The 5,216-nt window shown below is 54.9% G+C and carries 4 protein-coding genes and 1 pseudogene; 4 read left to right on the top strand and 1 reads right to left on the bottom strand.

Features of this window, described 5'->3' with window-relative positions; translation table 11 throughout:
* Nucleotides 1-76: 76 nt before the first annotated feature.
* Nucleotides 77-1,221, bottom strand: a protein-coding gene (locus BN874_RS23560) for an IS630 family transposase (protein WP_230314403.1) whose coding sequence is annotated in 2 segments (ribosomal slippage) — nt 77-801 and nt 801-1,221 — 1,146 coding nt in all. Because the reading frame shifts where the segments join, the coding sequence is not laid out codon by codon here.
* Nucleotides 1,222-2,108: 887 nt separating this feature from the next.
* Between BN874_RS23560 and BN874_RS10705 the strand changes: the two genes are divergently transcribed.
* From BN874_RS10705 to BN874_RS10690, 4 genes and pseudogenes are all read left to right on the top strand, one after another.
* Nucleotides 2,109-3,290, top strand: a complete 1,182-nt coding sequence (locus tag BN874_RS10705) for a replication protein RepA (RefSeq protein ID WP_320411468.1) — start codon at nt 2,109-2,111, stop codon at nt 3,288-3,290.
* Nucleotides 3,291-3,370: 80 nt separating this feature from the next.
* Nucleotides 3,371-4,012, top strand: a complete 642-nt coding sequence (parA, locus tag BN874_RS10700; protein ID WP_034433024.1) for a ParA family partition ATPase — start codon at nt 3,371-3,373, stop codon at nt 4,010-4,012.
* Entirely contained in the window at nt 4,009-4,233 is a 225-nt protein-coding gene (locus tag BN874_RS10695; RefSeq protein ID WP_034433022.1) for a hypothetical protein, read from the top strand. The genes parA and BN874_RS10695 overlap by 4 nt, the downstream gene beginning before the upstream one ends.
* Before the next feature lie 41 nt (nt 4,234-4,274).
* Nucleotides 4,275-5,154: pseudogene (locus BN874_RS10690) on the top strand (class I SAM-dependent DNA methyltransferase); the annotation flags it as partial.
* Between the last annotated feature and the right edge of the window lie 62 nt (nt 5,155-5,216).

Here is a 5,216-nt window from a genome sequence, read left to right as displayed (position 1 = left end):
TATTTCCGCCCCACTTTCACCCCTTATTTTTGCAAAAAACATACTAAAATTCAATGTCTTAATTTTTAGACAGTCTCTAAGTCTCGGCTGACGTAGCCAAGTTTGGGGTAGACTCCACGGCAGGGTAGAGGCGTTTAAGTTGGGTCCGAGCCCTATCTGTGCTGAACTGCCAGTGGATTTTGGTCTGGAGTGGGTTGCGAGAACCTTGCCCAGCGGCGATCTCTTCGCGCAAGCCCTCGATATGGGGGATACGACGATCCAGACACTGACCCGCCAGTACCGCAAATTCACACTCCGCCATATTGAGCCAACGGCCATGCTTGGGGGTGTAGTGAAACTCAAGTTTGCGAGTAATCCGGCGTGCTTCATGGGGCGGGAAGACGCCATACAAAGCGGACGGGGTGTGGGTATTGAGATTATCCAAGACCAAGCGGATGCGTTCGGCCGTCGGGAAATACTCATCCACCAGCAGGCGCATTTGCTGGGCAAAATCGGGTTTGGTCCGCTGGTGAGTGACATTGACGTGACGCCAACCGCGCAGGGGTTGGACAAATAAAAACAGATTAGCGGTACCCTCACGTTTATATTCAGTGTCATAACGGGCAGGTTGGCCGGGTTGAGCCGGCAGGGGCTGACGGGTTTCACGGGTTAACTGCACCGGACTTTCATCAAAACACACTTGCGGATACCGGGGATCTTCCGGTTCTGCATACAGATCCAACACCTCTTCCAGATGCCAGATAGAGTCGGGACTCACGCTGGGAATACACCCTTCTTGACGCTGCCACGGTTTGAGGTCGTTTTTTTTAGTACTCGACCGACGGTATCTGGAGAAATCATGTCAATTTGGCGTAATTCGACGAAGCGATCCGCTACCAGTTTCAAGGTCCACCGATGGCGACCCGCAGGCGGCGTACTACAGGCCAAAGCGACCAGAAAGGCCGCTTGTTTGCCCGTCAATACCGGTGGCGACCCGATGCGCGGCCGTTCGCTTAACGCCGCCGTTAGCCCTTCGTCGACAAAGCGTTGGCGGATCCGATGCACACTCGCAATGCCGAGGTGGAGGGTCACAGCGATCTCCGCGTCGGTCGCCCCAGTGGCAGCTTGTAGTAAGACATGGGCACGCGCGACCCGGCGCGCCATCGTTTTACCTTTGCCGATAACCTCATGCAGGTAGCCCTGCTCATCATCAGTGAGGTCAACCAAGTCTTTGTGGGCCATGGGGTTTCCTCCGGTTGACCCCACTATAGGTTATCACCCCAACCTATCAAAACTTTTGCGGCAGCCCACTAGTCTCATGGATTCCAGCCAGGCATTAAGCCCCTGCCCGTTCTGCATTCAATATCAGCAACCGCTTAAATCACCTGTCCAGCCATAAGCAGCGGCAACGGCTTTTATCCAAGTTGCGGTGAGCATCCCGCCCGCTAGTCGCGGTGTACCCCACGATGCCGAACACCGTGGTAAACGCACCAACCAAGCCATTACAGCGGGCTTGATTGAGATTTAAGGTCAAGACACCATCCTGAACGATAATGCCTCAGAACGGCTTCTATGCGGTCTAGGGCGGAGTGGGGTTGCGGTCGATTCGATCTCCCTTGCTCCTGCCGAACCGTCTTTGGGGTTTAGCCGATTCTGGGTTGCGGTCGGTTCGATCTCCCCTGCTCCTGCCGAACCGTCTTTGGGGTTTAGCCGATTCTGGGTTGCGGTCGATTCGATCTCCCTTGCTCCTGCCGAACCGTCTTTGGGGTTTAGCCGATTCTGGGTTGCGGTCGGTTCGATCTCCCCTGCTCCTGCCGAACCGTCTTTGGGGTTTAGCCGATTCTGGGTTGCGGTCGGTTCGATCTCCCTTGCTCCTGCCGAACCGTCTTTGGGGTTTTTCGTAATACCGAACTGTCTTTTTGGGGTCTTGCCGAGCGACCCGTTTTTTGCTGCGGCAAAGTTGCTCAAATTTTGAGCATGACATACAGGTGTTTTTATACATACAGGGTGTTAAAGGATAGGGACGAAAAACCATTTATAATCAATTTATTACAGAGGCCATTCGCGACCGTTTATGCGTAAAAGCGCGACCGTTTATGCGTAGATTGGCTCATTAAGCGCGACCGTTTATGCGTAAAACACTTCCCAAAAAGCTCCATTTTGTGGATAACTTTGACCTCCACTCTGAAATGGGGCTGTTGGAAAAATACGACATGCGCGACAACATCGAAAAACTCATCCAAGAAGCATTGGCAATCGAGGCAGAAGAAGCGAAGCAGGCCGGTTCCATAGGCTTCATGGCCCGTGCATTGACGCAAGCCACTATGCCGCACCGTAAGCTGATCGACCCTGTTTTCGTGCGAGAAAATGGGAATTTCAGCCTAGCTATGCTCGCCCATCCCCGCGTGGGATTACCTTACGGATCACTTCCTCGGCTACTGGTGTCGTGGGTAACCACTGAGGCTGTCCGCACGAAATCCCCCAAGCTGGAACTGGGGCCGTCTCTGTCCGCCTTCATGGCGGAACTAGGGCTTGCGCCTACTGGGGGGCAGTGGGGAAGCATCACGAGATTGAAAGAGCAGACGGAGCGGTTATTTTCCTGCTCGGTGTCCTGCCGGTATCACGATGAAGTGGGAGGAGCCAGCGTTGGCACCGGGTTTACCATCGCAAAAGAATATAGGCTCTGGTGGCATCCCAAATCTCCTGTGCAAGCTCCACTCTGGAAATCCACGGTGACACTCAGCACAGATTTTTTTGAGGGCATCGTTCAAAACCCTGTCCCGGTCGATATGCGGGCGCTCAAGGCACTCAAGCGGTCGCCAATGGCTTTGGATATTTACTGCTGGCTAACCTATCGCTTGTCTTATCTGCGCAAGCCTACGGAAATCCCGTGGTCTGCCCTGCAAATGCAGTTTGGGGCGGAATATGGACGTGAAAGGGACTTCAAGTCGGCTTTTCTGGAACACTTATTGGCCGTTCTCGTGATTTACCCGGAAGCCCATGTTGAGGATGGAGAACGGGGTCTGCTGCTCAAACCCAGCAAGCCCCACGTTGGGCGACTCCCCTCGGCACTCCCCCGGCTCAAGAATCCGCCCACTCCTGAACCGCTTTTTACGCCCCTGCCACTGATAGACGGACCACATCTGAAAACTGCCACCTATGAACGCGCAAAGAAAGCTGCACCGGGGTGGGATGTCTACGAACTGGAAAGACAATGGCGCGAGTGGATCGCCAAAAAGGAACCGCCCAAGCGGCCTGATGCAGCGTTCATCGCCTTCTGCCGCAAAAAAGCCGCCCACAAAGACCGCTAACCGGAGAGGCAGGGTATTGACCTTCAGGTTATCCAGTTTTACGATTAACCGTAAAGCCGCAAAAATGGAAATACAGACGGATGGTACTGGCGTTTTTGAATCAGAAAGGCGGCGTCGGTAAAACGACCTTGGCCGTGCATGTGGCAGCGGCGCTGACCCGCCACCGTGCTAAAGTTCTGTTGATTGACGCTGATCCCCAGGGTAGCGCCCTCGATTGGGCGGCGTGTCGGGTAGCCGCCGTGTTGTTCCCGGTCATTGGGTTTCCCAAGGCCACGCTGCACAAGGAAATCCCGGCCCACCTTCCGCACTATGACCACATCCTCATTGACGGCCCGCCGAGGGTTAACGATCTGGCCCGTTCCGCGATTATGGCGGCGGATGTTGTGGTCATCCCGGTACAGCCCTCGCCTTACGATGTCTGGGCGGCCAAGGACATTGTGGATTTAATCGGTGAAGCGGCCATCTACCATGAAGCCATTAAAAGCGCATTTGTAATCAATCGTAGAATCGTAAATACAGCCATTGGCCGCGACGTGGCCGAGGCCCTGGCGGGCTATAACATCCCGGTTTTGTCTGCGCACATCAGCCAGCGGGTCGCTTTTGCTGAGAGTGCGGCGACCGGTAGCACCGTCCTTGAAAATGACCCCACCAGTCAGGCCAGCCGCGAGATCATGGCTCTGGCCGAGGAACTGCTGGATTTTGATACGGAGTCAGGCCGATGAACAAGAAAGTTGCTTTGGGGGTCAAGCCTGCTACAGCGCGGGCAGAGGTTCCCCAGATTGATGAATGGGTGAAGAACCGGGAAACGGAAAACATGAAGCGATTGACTATCGACATCCCGTTCAGTCTGCACACCCGGATCAAGAGCCAGTGTGCGCTCCGGGGCGTGAAAATGGCGGATCAAGTCCGGGAGTTGCTGGAAAAGCAATTTCCGTCGTCGTAAACACGGTTTTAATGAATTGTAATTTTCATCAAAAGCGGCTAATGAACCTGAACGACTACCGCAAGACGCTGTGGGCCACCGCTGACAAGCTCCGCTCCAATATGGACGCAGCGGAATATAAGCATCTCGCGCTGGGCCTGATCTTCCTCAAGTACATTTCCGATGCGTTCCAAGCACGGCGGGAGAACTTAACGCGCCGGTTCGCCGACGAGGACGACGATTACCATATCCACGACCTCGCCGAACGCGCTATCGAATTAGAAGAGCGGGATTACTACCTGGAAGCGAATGTGTTTTGGGTGCCGGAATCGGCCCGGTGGGAGACGATCCGCAACCAAGCCAAGCAACCGACCAACCGACGTTGGGCAAGATCATTGACGACGCTTTGGTGACGATTGAAACCGATAATCCCCGTCTAAAAGGAATGCTGGATAAACGCTTTGCCCGCGCCGCGCTGGAACCAGCCAAGCTGGCGGAACTGGTCGATCTGATCAGCACTATCGGCTTTCAATCCGGCGATGGCGCTCAAGATGTTCTCGGCCAAGTGTATGAATACTTTCTCGGTCAGTTCGCCGCTGCGGAAGGCAAGCGCGGTGGGCAATTCTATACGCCCGCGTCGGTGGTGCAAGTGCTGGTCGCGATGCTGTCGCCGCACAAGGGCAAGGTCTATGACCCGTGCTGCGGGTCGGGCGGGATGTTCAATCGGAAAAATTTGTGGAAAACCACGGCGGCCATTTTGGCGATATTTCCATTTACGGGCAGGAATCGAACCCAACCACTTGGCGGTTGGCGGCGATGAATCTGGCGATTCGGGGGATGGACTTCAATTTGGGCAAGGAACCCGCTGATAGCTTCGCCCGCGACCTGCATCCTGACCTGAAAGCCCAGTTCATCCTGGCCAATCCGCCGTTCAACATCTCTGGGTTTATCCCAACAAAGGTACGTGAGGCGACATAGGGATCAGGCGTGATCCCTAACGCGCA

Source organism: Candidatus Contendobacter odensis Run_B_J11, from assembly GCF_000531125.1.
GTDB lineage: Bacteria > Pseudomonadota > Gammaproteobacteria > Competibacterales > Competibacteraceae > Contendibacter > Contendibacter odensensis.
Note: the sequence above shows the minus strand (reverse complement) of the source record. Positions and strands in the feature narration are given on the sequence as shown.

Coding starts and splice junctions, on each gene's coding strand:
- BN874_RS10695 (WP_034433022.1), top strand. CDS start 4,009: ATGAACAAGAAAGTTGCTTTGGGGGTCAAGCCTGCTACAGCGCGGGCA.
- BN874_RS10705 (WP_320411468.1), top strand. CDS start 2,109: ATGCGTAAAACACTTCCCAAAAAGCTCCATTTTGTGGATAACTTTGAC.
- parA (WP_034433024.1), top strand. CDS start 3,371: ATGGTACTGGCGTTTTTGAATCAGAAAGGCGGCGTCGGTAAAACGACC.